Below are 18,772 nucleotides of genomic sequence, written 5' to 3'. Positions count from 1 at the left end.
CTATAAAACCTGTAATTAAGTACTGTTCAGCGCATCTTTTAACGAGGCTTTTGTGATCTGAACGAAGAGGAAGCTCCGGAATGCTGCGCTACACGCAGCCGCAGGTACTGCTGAAGCCAGATGGGGTAAAGATTATAGCCCACGTTACTAAGCAGCAGCACCACTGCCCAGCCCAGGTGCCCTTGCGCAGCTGCATATACACTCGTTCCGGCAAAGAAGAGCAGCATACTCGCGTGAAAACGCTCCTGGTGGTAGCTGCCACTGGCCAGCCTACGCAAAGCGGCCGGGCCCGCGGCGTGGCGGTAATGCGGGTACCGGCGCCGAATCAGGAAGTTAACGAGGTAGCCGTGCTGGGTGAAGTAGTTGACTGCGGGCACGCCAAGCCGCTGGTAAGGAACTCGGGAGCGGCTAAGCTGCCAGTACCGAAACCAGGTCTTGGGTACTGCATACACCAGCAGGCTTGCGGCCAGCAACCCCCACAGCCAGGGCCGGGCCATGTGCTGATAGCAAAAGGCGCTCAACGGCCCCAGGCTCAGCCCCGACCACAGCACGTTCGGCACTGCGTTGAGGCTGGTCAGAAACGCCGCGGAGGGAGCGGAAGCTTTCTTTTCGGTAAGCATGGCAAGCCCGTGAAGTAGCTCCTGATTATACAATCCTGAGGCGCAGTGGCGTCCCTGGCTCTGCTACTCCCGCAGGTGCTCGGCTTTCCAGCGCATGGCCGTCAGCACGCGGGTGTGGCCGCTGGGATGGTCGAAGAAGATGATTTCCTCCCAGGGGCTGGGGTCAATCTTGCGGTACTCCGAGAGCTTCATGGCCGTGGAGGCAAAGCCGTCGGGCTGGCGGGCGGCATTCAGGCCAAACATATCGGCTTCCTGCTCCTGGGTGCGGATAATGGTGTTGAAGCCGGGGCGGGCCAGCAGCATGAACACGCTGAACAAGACGGCCACCAGCGGCAAACCGCCCACGTCGCCGATGCTGCTGATGCCCCAGCGGCTGCCGTAGCGGGCCAGCAGGCGGTGGAAGGCCCAGTCGACAAACCCCAGCCCCAGCCCGATGATGAGCACGAAGAAGATGAGCATTTTGGGAATGTGGTTGAGCACGTAGTGGCCCAGCTCGTGGCCCATGACGGCCTGCACCTCGGCCGGGGTGCAGCGGCTCAGCAGGTTGTCGTTCAACGATACCCGGATGGTGCTGCCCAGCCCGCTCACGTTGGCACTGATGCGCTTACTCTGCCGGGAAGCGTCGTACACGTACACGTTGTCGGCCGGCACGCCATTGGCCCGGGCCATGCTCAGAATCTGGCTGCGCACCGGGCCGGCGGGCAGGGTGGTGTATTTATTGAACAGGGGGCTGATAAAGATGGGCGACAAAAACACCGACACCACCAGGAAAATGCCGACCAGGCCCGTGGCCCACGCCCACCAGCTGCGCCCCGTGCGCCGGATGGCCGCGTACAGAATCAGCACGACCACGCTGCCCACCACGGCCGATATAGCCAGGCTCTTGAGGTCATCGGTGAGCCACTCCCCAAATGACTGGTTCGACAGCCCGTACTGGTGCTCCCGGAAATAGTCGTCGTACACGCTCAGCGGAAAGCTCAGCACGTGAGTCAGCACAATATACAGGGCAATGTAGGCCAGCGTGGGCAGCACCTTGCCCGGCAGGCGCTGGGCCCAGGCTTTCATGCGGCGCGAGAGGCCCAGCACCAAAAACACGGCCGCCACTGCCAGGCCGTAGAGCAAGCCCCACAGCTGCAGCCAGTAGCCGCCCTCGAAGTAGGCGTCGGAACTGGCTTTCTGGGCCGGGGTCAGGGTGTTGAGGTAGTGCTGGGTAGCCGCTTCCACGTTGAAGGCCGCTGAGTCGGGAGGGGTGGCAGCCAGCACGGGCAGGGTGAGCAGTAGTAAGGTGCCGGCCAGCAGCAGGCGTCGGGTAGAAAGGGGCATAGGGAGAAATAAAGGAATACAAGCACTAAACACAGCAGCACGGCAGCAGTGGTGCGGTACCACTACTACGGGCGCTGCCTTGGCTCCCAGATGCACGGATTCCGGCTGGGGTTGCCTGCCTTATTTGTCTAAAAGCCCGAGGCTTGCGGCCCTTACCGCCGGACCCAGGCGCCTGCTACTGCACGGGTACGTTCGCAAAGGAGCCTTTGAGGACTACCGTGCATTTCTTGCGCAACGGCTCGCCCAGGCCGGCCAATGCGCCGGGGTCCGATACGCTGGCTTGCTGCAGATAGAACCATCCGGATATCAGCTTAGTCTTCGGGTCGTATTTATCGATGCTGATGCTGCCATTGCTCAGCGCGTTGAAGTAGGTATCAATGAGGGGGCGAGTCGCGGCTGAGCCCACCACGTACGAGCCGCCGGCACTATTCCGCTTCGTCTTATACAGGTCGAAGAAGTATTGTCCGGTCAGACTCGGGCTGAGCTTCGCGTCCGGAATCATAATGCGCACCTGCTCGGCCTGGCTGGGTACCTCCAGCACAATCTGCAGACCCATGTAAGACGACCACGTGGCCCCAGGCCCGATGGCCGTGGCCTTAATGACCTCCGCCGGATAGCCATTGGCCAGCACCAGCACCGTGTCGCCATTGGCAGCCGGGGGCGTCAGCGGATAACGCAGCTCCCGGTCCATGCGGGTTTCGGCAGCCGGTACCGGGTCGTCGCCATCCGACGTATCGGAGCAGGCGGGTAGAGCAACGGTGCCCGCAGCGAGCAGGAGGGCGAAAAGGTGTTTCATAGCAGGGCAAATAGAATAGTAGTTCTAAGGCAGATAAGATACTAAAGCACGCGGAAACCCACCGGGGCCAAGCTAGGAGCGGCCGTTGGAAGCTTCCGAGGCCGTATTGCCGCGAAACAGCAGGATGTCCTTATCGAACATGTAAATCCCGCTTTTATCGTCTCCGACCAGCTCCAGCTTGTCGTTCAGGGTGCGGGCCAGGGCTTCCTCTTCCAGTTGCTCCGAGACGTACCACTGCAGGAAGTTGTGGGTGGCAAAGTCGCGCTCCTGCAGCGTGAGGCCCACCAGTTCGTTGATGCTCTCCGACACGGCTATTTCGTGGCGCAGGAAGTCTTCGAACACGCGCTTCAGGGACTGAAACGTAATAACCGGCTGGGGCAGGGCCGGCACCAGGGCAAAGCCGCCCCGCTCGTTCACGTAGCGAATCAGCTTGAGCATGTGCACCCGCTCCTCGTCGCTCTGCTGGTAGAAGAAGTTGGTTACCCCATCCAGGCCCGGCTGAATCTCGGCCCAGGACGCCATAGCCAGGTAGGCCTGCGACGATTGGGCTTCCATGAAAATTTGCTTGTTGAGCGCGTTTTGAACGAGTTGGGGCAACATAGCAGATCAGCTGTTAAGGTGGACGGAGTGGGTAATTTACAGGTTTACCGCTTTCCTAGCGCTTGCCCAGCCAGATTATTCCGGAACCTGGTAAGGACCCGGAATCCGCTTTTCCCAATCCAGCTGCTGCGCCCGGGTCAGGGGGCCCTGCACGGCCGGGTCCCGTTCCTGCCGGCCCTGGTAGCGCTTCTTGTCCACCACGAAGTAGAACAGGCTGTCGGGAGGCACGGAGGTAAGCTGCCAGGCGTTGTTGTCGGCGTAGCGCCAGTAGCGGCCCTTGGTGAGCACGTAGCGGCTGTTCCACTTGGCCGAGTCGCACCCGCCCGGAATCACCGGCTCGGTGCCGTTGCCGATGTAGAGGTTGGTGTAGTCCAGGCTGTTTTGCCAGGCAAAGGTCATGTTGTCGCCCAGTTCGGTGGAGTAGCCGTTGTCGCAGGCGCTGAGGCCAACGGCGGCCAGGAGCAGGCCGAGTGCTTTTTTCATCCGGGAAGTAAGCTAGGATTGATGCCGAACCAGTCTTTCTTGCGGCCGTGCCGGTCCACGGTTTTGCGCCGGGCCATGTACCAGCTATGGGTATGCATACGCACGCTCCACACGTAAAACTGGTACGTGAACCCATAGGAGTACCACCGCGGCGACCGGAAATGGTCGAGCCGGTGGGTGCTGTGGCCCAGGAGCGAGTACAGGGACTTGGTGTCAGCCACCACGATGATGACCCGGTTACCGTGTACAAAGCCGCTCATATTGGCCGAGCCGGCAAAGGTCTTGTTGCGGTTGCTCAAGGACGTAACGGCCTCAATGGGTCCAAAAGACAGGGCCATGTCCACGTACTGGGCTGCCCCTTCCGGATTGCCCTGGTACTTGTCGTAGAGCAGGTAAATCAGCCGGTCTGTTTCCGACTGCATAGCCACCTTCAGGTCGTTAGTAACGGGGTGCTCACTAAGGAAGGCGCTGTTTTGGGGCCTTCCCCGTCGGCAAACTCATCCCACAGGTTCTGGAAATGATGCATCAGTGGCTTCAGCATCGGGGCCAGCACCTCGCCCGGGTTCCAGGTCGTCACGTCGGTGGTACGGATGTGCAGATCCTGGTCCTGGGAGTTGCGGTAGCCGTCCCGGCCCCGGTAGGCCAGGGTCTGGTGAATGCACTTCTCGTAGAGTACCAGCTCGTCGAGGTTGTAGCGCACGTTGCTCTCCAGGTTTATCACAAACCGGGTTCGGAGTGGCGGGCCGCTTCTGACGGGCCGCGGGGCCGCCTCCATCCGCCGCCCGGCGGGCAGCAAACTGGCTTTATCGTGCCGCACCGGCGGGGGCGTGGGGCGAAGCGCCTGCCCGGCGCGCGCCAGCTGCTGCTTGTCGCTCTGGGGCCTGGGAGTCAGCTGTTTCATAACCGTTGATAGAGTCGTAAGAAATAGAGCGTTGAGATAAATAAGGCCGGTGGGTAGGCGGCCGTAAGGTGTACGCTGCCACCGGTTAGCGGTTGGAATATAGGAAGTATTCCATGTCCGCGGCCGGATTGGGCCTGCCCGCAGGGTAGGACTTTGCCGGTGGGGCCCCAAACCGAAAGCCTGGATTGGAAAGCACGCCCGTTTGCCCTATTTTGACTCCTGATCAGACTGCCGGGGCAAAAGCCTGGCAGGTTGTGCCTATCCTGGTTACCACCTTTTATCAGAAGTTATATGAAGAAGTTAGTCATGGGGGTAGCCTTGCTGGGCTTGCTTACCGCTTGTCAGAAAGAAGATGAGGCCCCCGCCGCGGAGCCGGGCTTTACCTTTCGGGGTTCCACCATCGATGCCCTGGATATTGCCACGCACGATACCTGCTCCTTGTTCAACAAGTCGAAGAACGCCCAGTCGTTTCTCTGGGACTTCGGCAACGGCGTCACCTCGGAAGCCAAGCAACCGGTGCTTTCCTACGACAAGCCCGGCAACTATATCGTGACGCTGACCACTACCAACCAGGAAGGCCGGAAAACCTCGATTTCCAAGACCGTGCAGGTTCGGGACCTGGTGGTGAAGCGCATTATGCTTAACCGGGTCTACTGGTCCCTGACGCCGATTCCGAACTTCAACTCTACCTGGCCCCAAACCGACGAGGCCGACGTTTACCTCCAGATTCAGTACGTAACCCAGAACAGCAAATTCTTGCCCGGGGCATCGTGGAAAACGCGCCGGTGGTATTCCGGAGTGAGGCGCTGAAAAACGTGTTTCGGGACACCCGCACGCCCTTGGCCATCGAGGTGCCCAGCAAGGTGGCGCTCGACAAGCGCAAGTTTGGCCGCAGCTTTTCAAATGACTACTACTTGGTCAGCCTGATGGCAACCGATGCTGCCGGCACGTACTGTCTGATATCGAACATGTTTAGTGGGGGCAGTGCCGGGCCTAAGACCGATGACTTTGCCAGCCGCAAGTATATCTACAACGTGGCGCTGTTCAGCTCCCTGGACTTGGAGTGCAGCTACGAGTAAGCTCCTGCACCAACCCAGCCTCCAGCATACAAAAGCCCTTTACTACCGCGTAGTAAAGGGCTTTTGCATGCTTAATAACGCTTGTCAGAACATGGAGGAAGGTCCTTCGCAAGGCTCAGGATGACAGACAAGGAAGAGAAAAGTCTACATAAACAGGCCGCCGTGGGAAGGTAGCCGCTAGTAACTTTCCTTCTGGAAGCCGAACTCCCGGAGCTTGGCCTCAAACGTATCCGGGAACTGGGCCTTGATGTGGTGAATCAGGGCCCGCAGGGCTTTGCGCACCTGCTCTTCGCCCTGGTCCTTGCGGCTGACTTCTGATACGGCACAGCTAAGGGCCGCCGGCTTGCATAATAATATAGCGCAGAGGTTGATTTGCCGTTTGCTTGCCCGCATAAAAGCAGACCTTTGTACTTGCCTAAAGCTCAACTTTCTGCCTGCTTATGAAATACGGTACTCTTTTTATCTATTTGTTTACGGTTGTTACGGCGTTGCTTACGGGGCCCAAAGCCTGGGCGCAGGCCCCGACTGGCAGGCTGTAGTTGGTATTAGTGGCCCGGTGGGGAATGGCTCACAGATAAAAGCTACTACCACCGACGCCAGCGGCAACGTGTATATAGTCGGCACGTTTGGGGAAAGGCCGGCTTTGGCTCCCTCACCCTGACGAGTGAAAGAGTCAGCATATTCGTGGCCAAATGGAGCCCGGCTTCGGGGCGTTTCCTGTGGGCGCAGCAGGCGGGGGCCTCCTCGACAACGAGGCTACGGCCATAACGGTGAGCGGCAACGACATTTACATTGCGGGTCAATTTGCCAGCCCCACCATCACCTTTGGCTCCATCATGCTTAGCAGTACCAGCGTCGATTATACGACCGACGGATTCGTGGCGAAGCTTACCCAGCAGGGCGGTACGGCCCGCTTTGTCTGGGCGGAGCGCATAGGAGGCACCCGGGGGCAATATATTACGGCGGTAGCCTGCGCCGGCACCAGCGTATACGTGGCCGGGTATACCGATGGCCCTACGGCTCAGTTTGGCGCATTCACCTTCCAGAACGCTTCCTCCGACACCTATACGACGGATGCCTTCGTGGCCAAGCTCACCGACGCGGGCAACGCGGCTTCCTTTACCTGGGTGCAGTACCTCGGTGGCACCGACTTCGACCAGGCGGATGCGTTGGTGGCTGAGGGCAACAGCGTGTATCTGGTGGTAAGTTCGTCCAGTCCGGCTTTTGCCATCGGCAACACGGTGTTCAGCAGCGCCGGCGGCTCCGACATCTTCGTGGTCCGGCTGGCTGATGCCTGGGCTACCAGCACCATAACCTGGACGCGGCAACTCGGCGGCACGGGTGCTGACCAGGCCCGGGCCCTGACCCTGAGCGGCGACAACCTGTACCTGGCGGGCGGCACATCGAGCCCCGGGTTATCCTTTGGCTCCGGCAACTCCAATTCGGCCGGTGGCTATGATGCTGTGGTTGCCAAGCTTACCACGGCGGGCGTCCCGGTATGGATTGCCCGGGGCGGGGGCTCCAGTAACGAATCGGCCTACGCCCTGGCCGTGAGTGGGAGCAACGTGTACGTAGCCGGGTACCAAGCCAGCCTTACGGCTAGATTTGGCACGACCAGCCTGGTAAGATCGGGGCCAAATGCGTCCATGGGCACCGATTTGTTTGTGGCCCGGCTCACCGACGCCGGCCCTACCGGCGACTTTACCTGGGCCCGGAAAGCAGATGGTATAGGCAGCAGCAATTACGCGTTTGCCGTGGCCGTAAGCGGGGCCAGCGTATACGTCGCAGGTCAGATAGAGGGGTCTACTACTTTTGGCAGTGTGCCCGTAAGTACGGGAGGGGGACGCGGCGGGGCTTTCTGGCGCTGCTAGCCGATGTAGCTCCCGCCACCAACACCAAGGCTCTGCTATCGGAGGTAGGTCTGTACCCGAACCCCGCCCACACCAGCGTTACCTTGCAGTTGCCCTTGATACCCAAGGCTACGCCGGTGCTGTTCAAGCTGCTCAATACCGTGGGGCAAGTGGTCAGAACCCGCACCCTGACGCTCACCAATGGCCTGCGCTCGGAGCTAAACCTGGCTGGGCTGGCCGCCGGCCACTACATCCTGCTTATGGAGGCAGATGGTCAGCAGGCGGCCCACCCCTGATTGTGTACTAGGATAGGGAAGCGTTTGCGGTCCGGGAAGCAGATGTAAACACAGAAAAGGCCTACTAGCTGCTAGTAGGCCTTTTCTGTGTTTACATCTGCTTCCGGAACCTGAACTCCTGGAGCCAGGCCGCAAGCGTATCCGGCAACTGGTTGCCACTCGGTGCTCATACCGGCAAAGAAAGAGGATATGCCGCCTTCGCTACCGAGGCAGTGCGCCCGCAATAGGCGCAGCGGCCAGCTGAAGCGAAGTACCATCTATGCTTCGTTTGCCTTATTGCGTTTGTCATCCTGAGGCGCAGCCGAAGGACCTCCCTCACTTACCCCTCGAAAAAGGCGTTCAATGCCTAAAGCCCTTTCCTATCAGCGTAGGAAATGGCTTTAGGCATTGAACGACGCTTGTCAGAACATGGAGGAAGGTCCTTCGCAAGCTCAGGATGACAGAGGCGAGAAAGCGAAGGAAGGTCCGCCGGACGGGCTAGTAGCTTTCTTTCTGGAAGCCGAACTCCCGGAGCTTGGCCTCAAACGTATCCGGGAACTGGGCCTTGATGTGGTGAATCAGGGCCCGCAGGGCCTTGCGCACCTGCTCCTCGCCCTGGTCCTTGCTGCTGACCTTGCCGCTGCGCTGCCCGCTGGCGTGGGTGCTGTCCTTTACTAGCTCCTTGTACTCCGCCACCAAAGGCTCCCAGTGGGCGGTGCCGTACTTGTTCTTGTCGAACTTGTGCGCCTTGAGGGCCTTGAGCAGCTTGTCCAGGGACTTTACCCGCTCGGGGCGGGCGGTGGGGAGTCGGTAGTTTTTGCCCATCTTCTCGATGCCAAACTCCCCGTAATAGGCCGTTTTATCATCGTTGGCTTCGGCCAGGTAGCCTTTCACGTAGGTCAGGCTCTTATCCAGCAGCTTGTCCAGGGTCTTCAGGCGCTTGGCCTGCGGGGTGCGGGCATCCCCGGCGGCATCGGCCGCGTCGCGGCTGTTGGCGAAGGCAGCGGCCTGGGCGGCAAAGTCGGCCTTGGTGAGCCAGAGCAGCGCCGGCAGCTCCGAGCTTTGCCAGGCTTTGGCGGCGTTGGTGGCTACTTCCGCCAGCGCAATGGCGGAGGTGGGTAGTTGGCCGGCCCGGTTGGCGGGCTTAGCGGGTTTGGCCGGCGTAGCGGCCGACTCAATAGGATTACTAGACATCGATAAATGAGTTAAAGGATACAACTTCAGGAATATACCGTTCTGATTGTATACTGTCAAGCAGTAGCCGAGCCCGGAAACAATTATTTCTAAGCCCCGGGGGAGCCCCTGAGCCCGGAAACAAAAAAATACAAGCTCCTCTACTCCCCGGAGCCTTCCAACGATTGTTTTGAAGCTCCGGGGAGCAGATGAGCCCTAAAACGAATGTTTCCAAGCCCCGGTGTAGCAGCCGGGCTTGGAAACATTCGTTGGAGAGGTCAGGGGACTTTCTACCGGCAGTTGCTCGGCTGTGCCCAGTGACGACTAGAGCTGGTTTAGCGGGCAAAGCGCTTGAGAAGCTTGCCTTTGCGGGAGTACACGGCGTTGACGTCGAAGTAGGGAATGTCGTCGCATTGGTAGAGCACCCCCGCTCGCCCACCCCGATGTCGTAGCCAAAGCGGCCCCGCACCACGACCGTATCCCGGCGGCCGTGCCGGAGCTGCCGGCTGTAGTAGCGGTAAAAGGCCGTGGTGTCGCCGTAGTGGCCGCTGGGGTAGGGCACCAGCAGCGTGGTGCCCTTGAAGAGCCGCCGCACCAGGCTGTTGGGGTACTCCACCTTGACAACGGTATAGGCCTCCTGAAACTCGTCGCAGCCCCAGTCGCTGGGCCAGGTGACGGTGACGCGGGTAGGGGGCAGAAACCGGTGTTGCAGCCCATCCACCATTGCTCCCGCTCCGGCGTACAGCATCAGTCCCACCACAAGCAGTACCGGAATGGCCACTAGAACCCCAATACCATAGAGCCACCGCTTCAACATGCCGCAAGCTACGGGAGCGGGGTGAAGAACCCTACTGCGCACTAGGCTCCCAATAAACGTATGTTTGCCAATCCCTAACCCTCCATTTCAGCGCTATGCCGGGCTACAAGCTATACCTCGATGATATCCGCACGCCAAAGGGCGACGGGTGGACAGTCGTACGGAGCTACGAGGAGTTTGTGGCTACCATCAAGCAGCTCGGCCTGCCCCAGGAAATATCTTTCGACCACGACCTGGGCTGGGACGACGAGCACAATTGCGAAGTGAAAAGCGGCTACGATTGCGCCAAGTGGCTGGTCGAGAATGATCTGGTGGTAGAAAACTTTAATGTTCATTCGGCCAACCCTGTAGGCGCCGAGAACATCAAACGCCTGCTCCAAAACTTCCTGAAGTTTAAGCAGGAGCATGGATGAGCCTTGGCAGTGGCTTAGCAACTGCAGAAGCGACGAGCATCTAGGTCTTTTTTCGAATTAGGGGTTGTGCTGCTCCCCACGGAAGTTTAGCCCACGCAGGGACTGTACATTCCACAGTCTTATTGGGAGCTACTATTCGATATGCACCACCTAACTGCACAAGTGTATTTAAAATAGCCATTAAGAGGTATGCATGAGGAGGGCTAGGGTAGTGGAACGTGTCGACACGATAATAGCCAGACGACTCCTTGAAGTTTACCAAAGTGAATACCCCCAGATCATTACATTCTATTACTATTTCTCTTTCATTTTCATACGTCAGTATTAAGCCGGTATTCTCCATTGTCTTTTGGACAATGACATCTAAAGTCGGCAGTGGTTCCTCGAAGTAAACCGTTCCGCAACAGTGTGCCATCATAGTTGGACGTTAGACTGTAAATTCACCATTTATGTCGGGCGCATTCAGAACGACAACTCCGCTCAGGTATCTCCAGGTGGCGGAAGGTAAAGGAAACGGACAGAAACTGCTCCTCATTCACTCGGCACAGCCAAGCTACTAGTGCCTCTGGCTTACATAGCTAACTCAGGCTGTCCCATCCCGGAACTCGTAATAAAGAGTCACGCACCAGCTGATTCCTATCAGCAGGAAGAGTACTCCAAAGACGCTATGCATTCTGCCTTGCGTGGCTAATATTCCGCCGGACAGGAACAACAGAATTGGGCTTCCCAGCAAGCGAAACAGGATGAAGGCCCAGCTGGTAGAAAAGCCAAGGCTATTCCCCAGGGCGTAGGCAACAAGGGGTATCGTGGCAAGTATAGCTACTAGATACAGAACTACTAAAAGGAAGCGGTGCCCAGACATATTCAGTTACAGGATGTCGGCAGTCGCTCGGCTGTGCCGAGTGACGACTACGCGGAGCGGCTTTGCCGCGAGGGTCCCGCGCCGGTAGGTATCGTTCCAACGACCCAGATTAATTCGCAGCATAGCTGCTCAGAGCGTAAGCGTCACTCGGCCCAGCCGAGCGACTGCGGGAGGATTAGAACTGCTTGAAGAAATCGTCCCACACTTCACCGGTAGGCGAAAACTCGACATCATAATGGAACATGGGCAGCATGGGCGCATTTTTTGGTGGCAGCCCAATATTATGCCCCACCCGGAAGAAATGGGACCGGCGGCCGTTCTGCATTACTATCGACAGCTGGTTAAATTCAACTGCTAAGTCTTGCAGCCGGTATCCCTTCAATCGTTGGTAGTCTATTTCATGCTCTTCGCTGGGGTTGGACATAAGTTTTAGAGTAGCTGCATAGGCCTTTGCCTTGAGTTCCTCCATAAAGTCTTGGGTAGGCCACTGTATATCCATGTTGGTGCGAAAGTAGCGTTTGTCGCTCCAGTTCCCGGCTGTGCCTGCCCCATCAAAACGACTACGTCACCCTTATATCTCCAGGCGGCGCGGTTTCGGGGTGTTGTTGGCCTAGCTTAGGATTCTGTTGTCAACTGTACTCGAAAAATACCGCCTGCTGAATCTCCTGCTATCCACATGTAGTAAGTGCCATCTATTAATTTACTCAACGCCAATTTCATTTTTTGGGGCTCAATAGTATTGCCTGTTCCTGTTCTTTGGATGGGCTGATAAGTACCAGCGCGTTTTATCAGCCTGTTGTAATTCTCTTCGTCCCAAAGAGTAACGGAGGTTCTAATCATCCCCGGTAAGGCTAGCTCTATTCGCTCACCTTTTTTCCGGATCACTATAATCGGGCGGCACTCGTTGCCTTCTTCACAAGCCTGAAGATAGTCCATGCTCACTGGAATAGATCTGATAGGCCGGCTGTGGGGTATATAGGCACTACTCAAGAATGCGAGGCCAAGAAGGAGCGCAAGTATCAGATATTTCATGCTAAACGGATTCGTGAAAAGGAAGGAGGAGTCCTGTTTTGTAGCGTAAGCAAACAAAAAAGCCCCAAACGTTTACGCTTAGGGCTTTTTCTTATTCACGTTTAGCTAAACTATGATGCCAGCTGCCAATTGGTATCAGGCGGTAGTTGGCCATTTTTGCGCAGATGAGTCAAGAACTGTTGCTTAGTCAGCATGCCGCCGGTGCGGGCACGTTCGTACTCTTCAGCTGTCTTACCAGCCATCGAAAGATTAGAGGCCGGCTGCGAGTTGGCGGAGGATGACGTCTTGGATGGTTTCATAGCTCGGCAAAATTACGTCTTCGATGACAACGTGGTCATCATGTAACGTAAAGGTAACCGAAAGAAATTTCCGATGTTTCGTGTATCCGACAACTTCGTAAGCCCCAGCTTCTTTCGGGTAAAGCCCACTACGAGGAGGAAGTAGAAGAAGCTCTTCTATTTCCTCCTGTAGAATGCTGTAACTGCCACACCAGTTCCAGTTGACCTTACCGAAGTCGACCCTATAGCCGTCTAACATCTTACGACCCGCAGGCCTCGCAGGCGTCCGGGTTATCCAGGGAGCAGGCCATGTCCGAGGCGTTCTGGGCCATGGCGTTCAGGGGCTCCAGGGTTTCGGCGGCTTGCTTCTGCACCGTGAACTTGATGGCGTCGGCGGCGGCTTTGGTGCGCAGGTAGTACATGCCGGTTTTCAGGCCCTTCTTCCAGCTGTGGAAGTGCATGCTGGTCAGCTTGCCGAAGTTCACGTTCATCACGTGCAGGTTCAGGCTCTGGCTCTGGCAGATGTAGGCACCCCGGTCGGCCGACATATCAATGATGCGGCGCTGGGAAATCTCCCACACCGTCTTATACAGGTCCTTGATGTGCTGCGGGATGGTCGGAATGTTCTGCACCGAGCCGTTGGCGGCAATGATGTCGTTCTTCATCTGCTCGTTCCAGATGCCGAGCTTCACCAGGTCCTTGAGCAGGTGCTTGTTCACCACCATAAACTCGCCGCTGAGCACGCGCCGCACGTAGATGTTGGAGGTGTAAGGCTCAAACGACTCGTTGTTGCCCAGGATCTGCGCCGTCGAGGCCGTGGGCATAGGAGCCACCAGCAGGGAGTTGCGCACGCCGTGCTCTACCACTTCCTGGCGCAGGCTTTCCCAGTCCCAACGGCCCGAGTCGGGCTGCACGTTCCAGAGGTCGAACTGGAACTTGCCCTGGCTTAGGGGCGAGCCTTTGAAGGTCTCGTAGGCGCCGTCCTTCTTGGCCAGGTCCTTGGAGGCCGTCATGGCCGCGAAGTAGATGGTTTCGAAGATGTCCTTGTTCAAGCCGCTAGCTTCGTCGCTCTCGAAGGGCATGCGCAGGGCAATGAAGGTATCGGCCAGGCCCTGCACGCCGAGGCCGATGGGGCGGTGGCGGCGGTTGGAGTTCTCGGCTTCCACTACGGGGTAGTAGTTGATGTCGATTACCTTGTTCAGGTTCTTAGTGGCGTGGTACGTCACGTCATACAGCTTCTGGTGGTCGAACACCAGGTGGCCGTTTTCCTCTTTCAGGAAGCGGGCAGGGCCAGGGAAGCCAGGTTGCAGACGGCAATTTCGTTCTCGTCGGTGTACTCCATAATCTCGGTGCACAGGTTCGACGACTTGATGGTGCCCAGGTTCTGCTGGTTGCTCTTGCTGTTGGCGGCATCCTTGAACAGCATGTAGGGCGTGCCGGTCTCGGTCTGGCTTTCCAGGATGGCAAACCACAGGTCCTGCGCCTTCACGGTGCGGCGGCCGCGGCCTTCGCGCTCATACTTCATGTAAAGCTTCTCGAACTCGGGGCCCCAGGTGTCGCCCAGGCCGGGGCACTCGTTGGGGCACATCAGCGTCCAGTCGCCGTTGGCTTCCACGCGCTTCATGAACAGGTCGGGAGTCCAGAGGGCGTAGAACAGGTCGCGGGCGCGGTTTTCCTCCTTGCCGTGGTTTTTCTTCAAGTCCAGGAAGTCGAAGATATCGGCGTGCCAGGGCTCGATGTAGATGGCGAAGGCGCCTTTGCGCTTGCCGCCGCCCTGGTCTACGTAGCGGGCCGTGTCGTTGAACACCTTCAGCATCGGGATGATGCCGTTGCTGGTGCCGTTGGTGCCCTTGATGTAGGAGCCAGTGGCGCGCACGTTATGAATGCTCAGACCGATACCGCCGGCCGACTGCGAAATCTGGGCGCAGTTCTTCAGCGTGTCGTAGATGCCCGTGATGGAGTCGTCCTTCATCGTGAGCAGGAAGCAGGAGCTCAGCTGGGGCTTGGGCGAGCCGGCGTTGAAGAGCGTGGGCGTGGCGTGGGTAAACCAGCGCTCCGACATCAGCTCGTAGGTCTCAATGGCCGACTCGATATCCTCCTTGTGGATGCCAATGGCGACACGCATGAGCATGTGCTGGGGGCGCTCCACTACTTTGCCGTCTACGCGCAGCAGGTAGCTCCGTTCGAGGGTTTTAAAGCCGAAGTAGTCGTAGCTATAGTCGCGGTCATAGATAATGGCCGAGTCCAGGGTAGCGGCGTGCTTGTGGATGATTTCCCACACGTCCTTGGCAATCAGCGAGGCATTCTCGCCGGTCTTGGGGTCCTCGTAGGTGTAGAGGCGCTTCATGGTGCTCGAAAACGACTTCGAGGTCACCTTGTGCAGGTTGCTTACCGCAATGCGGGCCGCCAGGATGGCGTAGTCAGGGTGCTTGGTGGTGAGCGAAGCAGCGGTTTCGGCCGCCAGGTTGTCGAGCTCCACGGTGGTCACGCCATCATAGATGCCGTCGATGACCTTCTTGGCTACCTCAATGGGGGAAACGAAGTTCTGGTTGAGCCCATAGCAGAGCTTCTCGATGCGTGCCGTGACTTTATCGAATTTCACGGATTCGCGGCGGCCGTCGCGTTTGATTACCAGCATAAGCGTGCGAGGTTGTATTGAATTTGTGTATGAAAACACCACGCCGTGAAAGGGCGGGGACTACGTGCAAAAACGGGAGCAGCCGGGAACTTTTCCGGCCTTCCTGATGCGGAAGTTATCCGCTTCCGTTGGGTAGGACAAACCTAAAGTTTAGAAGTTTTCCACATTAGGCTAAAACGGTGCTGTTCAGGCCCTTTTTCGTCATTCGCACCCTACTATATAGGGCCAGAATGACCCCGGAAATAGGGTTGGCAATGTGCGCAGGATTCGGTATTGTCGGGGTAGGGGCCCGCGGCCTGGAAAGCAAAAAGGCCTCGGCGCCGGTCGGGGGCTTTTTGGCTGATTCCAAGGCCTACTATTTTCCAGCGGTAAGCAGAGTTCGAGCTCATACTGAGCCAAGGGCTGCGGGCTTCGTCGGACAGCGGACCGGCTAAAGCGCGGGGTCCCACTTGCGGTAGGTCTTCCCATCGTAGCCGTAGGCGCAGAGGCAGTTGGGCTTAATGGGCCGGTCGGGAAAGAGGGCCCGATACAGCTGCACCCGGTTAACCTCACCGGGCCCCACCGCCAGCGGGTCCTGATGATTACGCAAAAAGTAGCTGAAACCCAGCAACGGGTCGTGCAGCGGTGGGCGCCAGCCGTCGTAAAATTCGACCTGGGTGTGATACCGAAAATGCATACCCACGATGCGCTCCGCCACGTAGGTTTGCGGCAGCACCTGGGCCAGGTTGTGGGTGGTGAGTTGGTGCTGGTGTGCCAGTTTGGTGGCTATGCCTTCTATAGCCTGGTACTCCCGATAAAACCACAACTGGACCGGCAGCAGCACCGTGGCGCCCAGTAGGCCTACCAGCCAGGCACCGCGCAATGGACTGCGGCCAATACGCCAGAGAATCTGCAACCCAAACAGCACCGGTACCCAACTTAGCAGCGGGAACAGCAAGAAGCCCATGAGCAGCGTCCAGACCAAGGTGGCGGGCTGCAAAAACAGTACGCAGTAGCAGCAAACAGTAAAAGCCAGGCCTTGCAGGAAGACAGCACCGTACCGAACGAGCTCAGGAGTATGGGTCAGCCAGGGCCAAGCTAAAAAAGCGCCGACGGCCGCTACCAAGGCCAGGCCCGCCCACACCACGGGCTGACAGAACATCTGCACAAAGTAATTGGCCGTCCAGGCGGCGGCGGCCAGCCAGATGTTGAGAAACGGCAACCGCTGCCGGAACAGGGAGAACACACGCTTTAGTCGGGGTAGCAGAGCCATAACGCCAGTAACGGCAGGTACCGGAATTTCTTACGCGGGCAGCAAAAAGCCCGGCCCTTTTTGCGAAGGAGCCGGGCTGAAAAAGGAAGCTGGATTTAGCTTAAAAGTCCTCGTCGAGGGAGAAGGCGTTTTCGGTCCGCTCGCTCATCACGCCGGCTTTCTGGTACTCAGCCACGCGCTTTTCGAAGAAGTTGGTTTTGCCCTGCAGCGAAATCATCTCCATGAAGTCGAAGGGGTTGGTCGAGTTGTAGATCTTGCTGTAGCCCAGGCTCTGCAGCAGGCGGTCAGCCACAAACTCGATGTACTGGGCCATGCTCTTGGCATTCATGCCGATCAGATTCACGGGCAGGGCGTCAGTCACGAACTCCTGCTCGATGCTTACCGCGTCGCGGATGATGCTGTGCACGCGCTCCTCGCTGAGCTTGTTCTGCAGGTAGCTGTAAAGCAGGCAGGCGAAGTCGCAGTGCAGACCCTCATCGCGCGAAATCAGCTCGTTGGAGAAGGTCAGACCCGGCATCAGGCCGCGCTTCTTGAGCCAGAAGATGGAGCAGAACGAGCCCGAGAAGAAGATGCCTTCCACGGCGGCAAAGGCAATGATGCGCTCGGCAAAATTCTCGGAGTTGATCCACTTCAGGGCCCACTCGCCTTTCTTCTTCACGCAGGGTACGGTTTCCAGCGCGTTGAAGAGGCGGTCTTTCTCCTGGGGGTTCTTGATGTAGGTGTCAATCAGCAGCGAATAGGTTTCGCTGTGAATGTTTTCCATCATGATCTGGAAGCCGTAGAAACAGCGGGCTTCGGGCATCTGCACCTCCTGCATGAAGTTGACGGCCAGGTTCTCGTTCACGATGCCGTCGGAGGCAGCAAAGAACGCCAGCACGTGGGAGATGAAGTGCTTCTCGTTGTCGTTGAGGTTGTCCCAGTCTTTCTGATCCTGGGAGAGGTCAATTTCTTCGGCGGTCCAAAAGGAGGCCTCGGCCTTCTTGTACATCTGCCACACATCATCATTCTGGATGGGGAAGAGCACGAAGCGGTTGGGATTCTCGACGAGCAAGGGTTCCATAGCAAGGAAGTAAGGCGTGGAAAGATCTTCTGACAAAACCTGAACGGGCAGGAAGAACAGCTAGCCAACCCCGGGCCAAGGTGAAATGTTTGGCCGCTTTTTAGGGGGACTGAGCCGAGTCGAAGCATCAAATATAAACTCATGCTTCACCTCATTCACGTTTTTTCTACGCTAATTTTTCTGTATGACCTACAGATATCCACACTGGCGGTATAGACGAAAATCGGGCGAAAAACCTGGATTTACCCCGGTTTTACAAAAGTTATCCACATTTCACCTGTGGACAATCTGAATTATCCACAAAATTACTATGCGTGCACCCGCTCAGGCGTTCCTTAAGGAACTATTACCGACTGGTGCTGATGCCACAGTAGAGCCTACATGGGACCCGACTGAATGATGATTAACGAGTTAGGTTTGGTTTTGTGAAATGATACTTCTACTTTTGCCTTCCAATTTTCAGAAAACGCGAAGACGCCGATGTACGCAATTGTCAACATAGCCGGGAAGCAGACCAAGGTCGAAGCCAATAAATTTGTATACGCCCACCGTTTGGCTGGCAACGTCGGCGATACGGTAGAGCTGGGCAAGGCCCTGCTGACCGACAGCGACGGGACCATCACCATTGGTGCCCCCACGCTGGACGTAACCGTAACCGGTACCATCCTGTCGCACGTACAGGGTGACAAAGTACTGGTATTCAAGAAGAAGCGCCGTAAGGGCTACAAGAAGCTGAACGGTCACCGTCAGCAGTTTACCAAAGTAATGATCAACAGCATCGGCTAATTAGAGCTTAGTTGTTAGTGCCTGGTACCTGGGAAAGCCCGGGTCGTTCGGCTCTAACGCGACATTCTAAGCACTGATAACCAAGCACTAAGTACTAAATACAATGGCACACAAGAAAGGCGTAGGTAGCTCCAACAACGGCCGCGAATCACATTCTAAGCGCTTGGGCGTGAAGATCTTCGGCGGTCAAGATATCATTGCTGGTAACATCATCGTGCGTCAGCGCGGCACCAAGCACCACCCCGGCCAGAACGTGGGTATCGGCAAGGACCACACGCTGTTCGCTATGGTAGACGGCACGGTTCAGTTCCGCAAAGGCCGCAAGGACCGTTCGTTCGTGACGGTTGTTCCGGTTGGCGAAACGGCTGAAGTTGCTGCTTAAATAACTGCTCATCCGCTCTTCGGAGCTGGTTGAGTATACAAAGGGATAGTCCTACCGGGCTATCCCTTTTTGCGTTGCCCTAAACCAAGCCTGTTGCCGCAACCTCCGTGAGTTGGTAAAGCACTGGCTTGCTGGGGCTGGCATCCAGTTCC

21 protein-coding genes and 1 pseudogene are annotated in these 18,772 nt (G+C 57.5%); 7 read left to right on the top strand and 15 right to left on the bottom strand.

The window, feature by feature from the left end:
• Positions 1-38: 38 nt before the first annotated feature.
• The 7 genes from MUN79_RS04320 to MUN79_RS04290 all read right to left on the bottom strand — a co-directional run bounded on the left by MUN79_RS04320 (position 39) and on the right by MUN79_RS04290 (position 4,723).
• The gene (locus tag MUN79_RS04320; RefSeq protein WP_244676557.1) at positions 39-620 is read right to left on the bottom strand and encodes a glycosyl-4,4'-diaponeurosporenoate acyltransferase CrtO family protein; all 582 of its coding nucleotides are present in this window, start codon (positions 618-620) and stop codon (positions 39-41) included.
• 63 nt (positions 621-683) lie between these two features.
• Positions 684-1,943 (bottom strand): M48 family metallopeptidase, encoded by a 1,260-nt coding sequence (locus MUN79_RS04315; RefSeq protein ID WP_244676556.1) that lies wholly within the window; start codon positions 1,941-1,943, stop codon positions 684-686.
• Between the two features lie 175 nt (positions 1,944-2,118).
• On the bottom strand, positions 2,119-2,739 hold the full coding sequence (locus MUN79_RS04310) for a hypothetical protein (protein WP_244676555.1): 621 nt from the start codon (positions 2,737-2,739) through the stop codon (positions 2,119-2,121).
• Positions 2,740-2,811: 72 nt separating this feature from the next.
• Complete coding sequence (locus MUN79_RS04305) at positions 2,812-3,339, bottom strand: ferritin (RefSeq protein ID WP_244676554.1); 528 nt, start codon at positions 3,337-3,339, stop codon at positions 2,812-2,814.
• Between the two features lie 75 nt (positions 3,340-3,414).
• A complete protein-coding gene (locus MUN79_RS04300) occupies positions 3,415-3,822 on the bottom strand; it encodes a hypothetical protein (protein WP_244676553.1) in 408 nt (135 codons plus the stop codon).
• Positions 3,819-4,244: a hypothetical protein gene (locus MUN79_RS04295; RefSeq protein WP_244676552.1), complete on the bottom strand. Its 426-nt coding sequence runs from the start codon at positions 4,242-4,244 to the stop codon at positions 3,819-3,821. Before MUN79_RS04295 ends, MUN79_RS04300 begins: the two co-directional genes overlap by 4 nt.
• An 8-nt stretch (positions 4,245-4,252) precedes the next feature.
• Complete coding sequence (locus tag MUN79_RS04290; protein ID WP_244676551.1) at positions 4,253-4,723, bottom strand: hypothetical protein; 471 nt, start codon at positions 4,721-4,723, stop codon at positions 4,253-4,255.
• A gap of 291 nt (positions 4,724-5,014) precedes the next feature.
• Here MUN79_RS04290 and MUN79_RS04285 point away from each other — a divergent pair, with 291 nt between their 5' ends.
• Both MUN79_RS04285 and MUN79_RS04280 read left to right on the top strand, forming a co-directional pair.
• Positions 5,015-5,533 (top strand): PKD domain-containing protein, encoded by a 519-nt coding sequence (locus tag MUN79_RS04285; protein ID WP_244676550.1) that lies wholly within the window; start codon positions 5,015-5,017, stop codon positions 5,531-5,533.
• Positions 5,494-5,802 (top strand): hypothetical protein, encoded by a 309-nt coding sequence (locus tag MUN79_RS04280; RefSeq protein WP_244676549.1) that lies wholly within the window; start codon positions 5,494-5,496, stop codon positions 5,800-5,802. The genes MUN79_RS04285 and MUN79_RS04280 overlap by 40 nt, the downstream gene beginning before the upstream one ends.
• Positions 5,803-5,979: 177 nt before the next feature.
• Here the strand turns inward: MUN79_RS04280 and MUN79_RS04275 are convergent, their stop codons facing one another.
• Positions 5,980-6,195: a hypothetical protein gene (locus tag MUN79_RS04275; protein WP_244676548.1), complete on the bottom strand. Its 216-nt coding sequence runs from the start codon at positions 6,193-6,195 to the stop codon at positions 5,980-5,982.
• Between the two features lie 299 nt (positions 6,196-6,494).
• Here MUN79_RS04275 and MUN79_RS04270 point away from each other — a divergent pair, with 299 nt between their 5' ends.
• Both MUN79_RS04270 and MUN79_RS30610 read left to right on the top strand, forming a co-directional pair.
• A complete protein-coding gene (locus tag MUN79_RS04270) occupies positions 6,495-7,673 on the top strand; it encodes a hypothetical protein (RefSeq protein WP_244676547.1) in 1,179 nt (392 codons plus the stop codon).
• Entirely contained in the window at positions 7,580-7,948 is a 369-nt protein-coding gene (locus tag MUN79_RS30610) for a T9SS type A sorting domain-containing protein (protein WP_311136749.1), read from the top strand. The genes MUN79_RS04270 and MUN79_RS30610 overlap by 94 nt, the downstream gene beginning before the upstream one ends.
• A 477-nt stretch (positions 7,949-8,425) precedes the next feature.
• Here MUN79_RS30610 and MUN79_RS04260 read toward each other — a convergent pair whose 3' ends face one another.
• Positions 8,426-9,121, bottom strand: coding sequence for a hypothetical protein (locus MUN79_RS04260; RefSeq protein WP_244676545.1), 696 nt, complete (start codon positions 9,119-9,121; stop codon positions 8,426-8,428).
• A gap of 891 nt (positions 9,122-10,012) precedes the next feature.
• Here MUN79_RS04260 and MUN79_RS04255 point away from each other — a divergent pair.
• A complete protein-coding gene (locus MUN79_RS04255) occupies positions 10,013-10,330 on the top strand; it encodes a cyclic-phosphate processing receiver domain-containing protein (protein WP_244676544.1) in 318 nt (105 codons plus the stop codon).
• A 1,037-nt stretch (positions 10,331-11,367) separates the two neighbouring features.
• Here the strand turns inward: MUN79_RS04255 and MUN79_RS04250 are convergent.
• The 6 genes and pseudogenes from MUN79_RS04250 to MUN79_RS04225 form a co-directional block, all read right to left on the bottom strand.
• Positions 11,368-11,661 (bottom strand): hypothetical protein, encoded by a 294-nt coding sequence (locus tag MUN79_RS04250; protein WP_244676543.1) that lies wholly within the window; start codon positions 11,659-11,661, stop codon positions 11,368-11,370.
• A 146-nt stretch (positions 11,662-11,807) separates the two neighbouring features.
• On the bottom strand, positions 11,808-12,128 hold the full coding sequence (locus tag MUN79_RS04245; protein ID WP_244676542.1) for a hypothetical protein: 321 nt from the start codon (positions 12,126-12,128) through the stop codon (positions 11,808-11,810).
• A gap of 206 nt (positions 12,129-12,334) precedes the next feature.
• Positions 12,335-12,523 (bottom strand): hypothetical protein, encoded by a 189-nt coding sequence (locus MUN79_RS04240; protein ID WP_244676541.1) that lies wholly within the window; start codon positions 12,521-12,523, stop codon positions 12,335-12,337.
• A gap of 239 nt (positions 12,524-12,762) precedes the next feature.
• Positions 12,763-15,140 (bottom strand): annotated as a pseudogene (locus MUN79_RS04235) (ribonucleoside-diphosphate reductase subunit alpha).
• A 430-nt stretch (positions 15,141-15,570) separates the two neighbouring features.
• Positions 15,571-16,365: a hypothetical protein gene (locus tag MUN79_RS04230; protein ID WP_244676540.1), complete on the bottom strand. Its 795-nt coding sequence runs from the start codon at positions 16,363-16,365 to the stop codon at positions 15,571-15,573.
• Positions 16,366-16,492: 127 nt separating this feature from the next.
• A complete protein-coding gene (locus MUN79_RS04225) occupies positions 16,493-17,452 on the bottom strand; it encodes a ribonucleoside-diphosphate reductase small subunit (RefSeq protein ID WP_244676539.1) in 960 nt (319 codons plus the stop codon).
• A gap of 480 nt (positions 17,453-17,932) precedes the next feature.
• On the opposite strand from MUN79_RS04225, the gene rplU reads away from it, so the two are divergent.
• Entirely contained in the window at positions 17,933-18,238 is a 306-nt protein-coding gene (gene rplU, locus MUN79_RS04220; protein WP_226186335.1) for a 50S ribosomal protein L21, read from the top strand.
• A gap of 103 nt (positions 18,239-18,341) precedes the next feature.
• Complete coding sequence (gene rpmA, locus MUN79_RS04215) at positions 18,342-18,620, top strand: 50S ribosomal protein L27 (protein WP_244676538.1); 279 nt, start codon at positions 18,342-18,344, stop codon at positions 18,618-18,620.
• The last annotated feature ends 152 nt before the right edge of the window (positions 18,621-18,772 follow it).

The organism is Hymenobacter cellulosilyticus (assembly GCF_022919215.1).
GTDB lineage: Bacteria > Bacteroidota > Bacteroidia > Cytophagales > Hymenobacteraceae > Hymenobacter > Hymenobacter cellulosilyticus.
The sequence above is the reverse complement of the archived record's forward strand: the minus strand, read 5'-3'. Positions and strand labels throughout refer to the sequence as shown.

Bases quoted from the DNA above. Each gene is read 5' to 3' on its own strand.
- MUN79_RS04320 (WP_244676557.1), bottom strand. From the start codon at position 620: ATGCTTACCGAAAAGAAAGCTTCCGCTCCCTCCGCGGCGTTTCTGACC.
- MUN79_RS04315 (WP_244676556.1), bottom strand. From the start codon at position 1,943: ATGCCCCTTTCTACCCGACGCCTGCTGCTGGCCGGCACCTTACTACTG.
- MUN79_RS04310 (WP_244676555.1), bottom strand. From the start codon at position 2,739: ATGAAACACCTTTTCGCCCTCCTGCTCGCTGCGGGCACCGTTGCTCTA.
- MUN79_RS04305 (WP_244676554.1), bottom strand. From the start codon at position 3,339: ATGTTGCCCCAACTCGTTCAAAACGCGCTCAACAAGCAAATTTTCATG.
- MUN79_RS04300 (WP_244676553.1), bottom strand. From the start codon at position 3,822: ATGAAAAAAGCACTCGGCCTGCTCCTGGCCGCCGTTGGCCTCAGCGCC.
- MUN79_RS04295 (WP_244676552.1), bottom strand. From the start codon at position 4,244: ATGCAGTCGGAAACAGACCGGCTGATTTACCTGCTCTACGACAAGTAC.
- MUN79_RS04290 (WP_244676551.1), bottom strand. From the start codon at position 4,723: ATGAAACAGCTGACTCCCAGGCCCCAGAGCGACAAGCAGCAGCTGGCG.
- MUN79_RS04285 (WP_244676550.1), top strand. From the start codon at position 5,015: ATGAAGAAGTTAGTCATGGGGGTAGCCTTGCTGGGCTTGCTTACCGCT.
- MUN79_RS04275 (WP_244676548.1), bottom strand. From the start codon at position 6,195: ATGCGGGCAAGCAAACGGCAAATCAACCTCTGCGCTATATTATTATGC.
- MUN79_RS04270 (WP_244676547.1), top strand. From the start codon at position 6,495: ATGGAGCCCGGCTTCGGGGCGTTTCCTGTGGGCGCAGCAGGCGGGGGC.
- MUN79_RS04260 (WP_244676545.1), bottom strand. From the start codon at position 9,121: ATGTCTAGTAATCCTATTGAGTCGGCCGCTACGCCGGCCAAACCCGCT.
- MUN79_RS04255 (WP_244676544.1), top strand. From the start codon at position 10,013: ATGCCGGGCTACAAGCTATACCTCGATGATATCCGCACGCCAAAGGGC.
- MUN79_RS04250 (WP_244676543.1), bottom strand. From the start codon at position 11,661: ATGGAGGAACTCAAGGCAAAGGCCTATGCAGCTACTCTAAAACTTATG.
- MUN79_RS04245 (WP_244676542.1), bottom strand. From the start codon at position 12,128: ATGGACTATCTTCAGGCTTGTGAAGAAGGCAACGAGTGCCGCCCGATT.
- MUN79_RS04240 (WP_244676541.1), bottom strand. From the start codon at position 12,523: ATGAAACCATCCAAGACGTCATCCTCCGCCAACTCGCAGCCGGCCTCT.
- MUN79_RS04225 (WP_244676539.1), bottom strand. From the start codon at position 17,452: ATGGAACCCTTGCTCGTCGAGAATCCCAACCGCTTCGTGCTCTTCCCC.
- rplU (WP_226186335.1), top strand. From the start codon at position 17,933: ATGTACGCAATTGTCAACATAGCCGGGAAGCAGACCAAGGTCGAAGCC.
- rpmA (WP_244676538.1), top strand. From the start codon at position 18,342: ATGGCACACAAGAAAGGCGTAGGTAGCTCCAACAACGGCCGCGAATCA.